2 protein-coding genes are annotated in these 2,029 nt (G+C 32.2%); both read left to right on the top strand.

Annotation, left to right across the window (positions count from 1 at the left end):
• The first annotated feature begins 779 nt into the window (after nt 1-779).
• Nucleotides 780-1,007, top strand: coding sequence for a Calvin cycle protein CP12 (locus F6K13_RS30460; RefSeq protein WP_124147275.1), 228 nt, complete (start codon nt 780-782; stop codon nt 1,005-1,007).
• Between the two features lie 199 nt (nt 1,008-1,206).
• The gene (locus tag F6K13_RS30455) at nt 1,207-1,827 is read left to right on the top strand and encodes a DUF3177 family protein (RefSeq protein WP_192901212.1); all 621 of its coding nucleotides are present in this window, start codon (nt 1,207-1,209) and stop codon (nt 1,825-1,827) included.
• Nucleotides 1,828-2,029: the final 202 nt, after the last annotated feature.

The following is a 2,029-nucleotide window of genomic DNA, read 5'->3' as shown; positions in this document are numbered from 1 at the left end:
TGACACCTGGTTTGGTTCAACCAGTCCAAGGGTTGACCAAGAGCATAATTCCAATGCCTTTGTAATAGTTATAGCCAATAATCAATGTTGACTGACTGTTCACAAGTGGGCTTAATTTTGTAGCAATGAGTAATTATTATAATTTTATATTCAACTTATTGCTATATTGTGTTAACCACTTATCACAAAGGTTTTAGGTCTGTTTACTCTCTTAACTGTTCAGATCCTATTTGTCACTAAATACCGAAAAAAAGTGATTAACTCTGAAATACTCCAGTAGTTAAACAAAATATTCGACGAAACGTGCCAAAAGTAGGAATGTAAATTAGCAGAATTTAATGGTGAAGTTGACCTTGTACATCTGTTAATCGACTTTTTTCTACCTTATTTCCCCTATTTCTAACAATCAAAGTTTTGTAATATTGCTCAGTCTAATAATTGGTATAAAACTACTTAAATTATGATCATAATATTTTTAATTTAATTTCATAAATGTTGCTTATCAAACAGGTTATCGTTTCAGTTATGTTAGTATTAAGTATTGTTGAGCAAGCTGGACATTTAGACAGTTTGAAAGATTGATTTTTTTGTCAATGAATCTTAAAATATCAAGATCATTTGGTTGGGAATCTCTCGTAGCATATATAAATGATAAAGAGGTAAAATTTTAATTTGTCTCTTTACCTGACCTGTTTTTCAATTTCTAACCCTTGATTTTATATTTAGGAATTGTGTCCCAAAAATCGTAGGTAGTAAGTTAAGTTAAGAATAAAAAAACTATGACTAATAACAACATTGAGGAAAAAATTGAGCAAGAGCGCGAAGAAGCTCGTGCTATTTGTGATGCTTCTGGTGCTAATTCCAAGGAATGTGCAGTAGCTTGGGATTCGGTAGAAGAGCTTCAAGCTGAGTCTGCTCATCAAAAGGAAAAGAAGTCTCCAAGTTCCTTGGAAAATTATTGCGATGATAATCCTGAGGCTGTTGAGTGTCGAGTATACGACAACTAGGGCCAGTTTATTGATTTAATAAGCTATTCGACCGTAGTTTATTAAATTAAATATATTAATGCTTGGCTGGTAAGCAACTGAAATATTTAACTTATTAATTCAGTTGCTTATCAAAAAAATATACCATAAATAACTTTTTAAAGTTAATTACGATTATAGTTAAATTTTTATAAGTTACTATTTTTATAAGTTACTAATTATGTTAAACTTTTTACCCATAGCCATCACATCTGGATTAGAGATTTGGGTCTGGATGGACTATAGGCTAGCGGTATTATTCACTGTGGTACTACCCCTACTTATTTTGATTTGGGCTTTTGTCAAAAAGTCTGAAGCTATTCAACGTTTGTTGATTACTTATTGGCGAGTTTCTAGTTTATTGGCAATCACTGTTTACTTAATGATTGCAGCAGTACCTATAAGTTTTTTAACATCATTAATAGCTCGAATTTTAATTCCGGTAGCTTTGTGGTTTTGGGTAGATTTGAATGAGGAAATTCGAGAATTACGAAATTCTCCTCTGAAGGCTAGTTTGACTTCTTGGCGTTGGGCTGCTACATTTTATAATTTAATCGGAGCATTATTCGAAATTCCTTTTTTGGCCTGTGCTTTTAAATCCCGCAATGATTTACTTGAAGATCCATTTTGTAATGTTTGGCTAGACCCTCCATGGTTATTTAAACAAATTTTTCATGCAGATTGGCCTCAAGAATTTATCGGCTTCTTGGGGTTTACTGGATTAATCATCTATACAATTTTTCTCTGTTATTTTGTTTTGGTTAAGTTACAGAAGCAAGGGCGATCGGCAACAGGAAATTAGAAGGAAGAAGGAAAAAGAAGACTGCGTTGTTTGCATTTTAGGCTTTTGAGATGTCCTAGTCTTTCTTTTTAGTGCTATATGATTAAATCTCAGTCTAGTTTTATTGCCTAAACACCAAGATTCTATTTAGGCGAAAACTGATATCTTTTTTTGAAAATTATTTTAGTAAAAGTGAATTTGCTATGAGAATATAGAATCAAGA

It is taken from the genome of Okeania sp. SIO2B9 (assembly GCF_010672505.1).
Classification (GTDB): Bacteria; Cyanobacteriota; Cyanobacteriia; order Cyanobacteriales; family Microcoleaceae; genus Okeania; species Okeania hirsuta.
Note: the sequence above shows the minus strand (reverse complement) of the source record. Positions and strands in the feature narration are given on the sequence as shown.

What these genes read in the sequence shown, in the direction of transcription:
- F6K13_RS30460 (WP_124147275.1), top strand. Translation starts at nt 780, where the DNA reads ATGACTAATAACAACATTGAGGAAAAAATTGAGCAAGAGCGCGAAGAA.
- F6K13_RS30455 (WP_192901212.1), top strand. Translation starts at nt 1,207, where the DNA reads ATGTTAAACTTTTTACCCATAGCCATCACATCTGGATTAGAGATTTGG.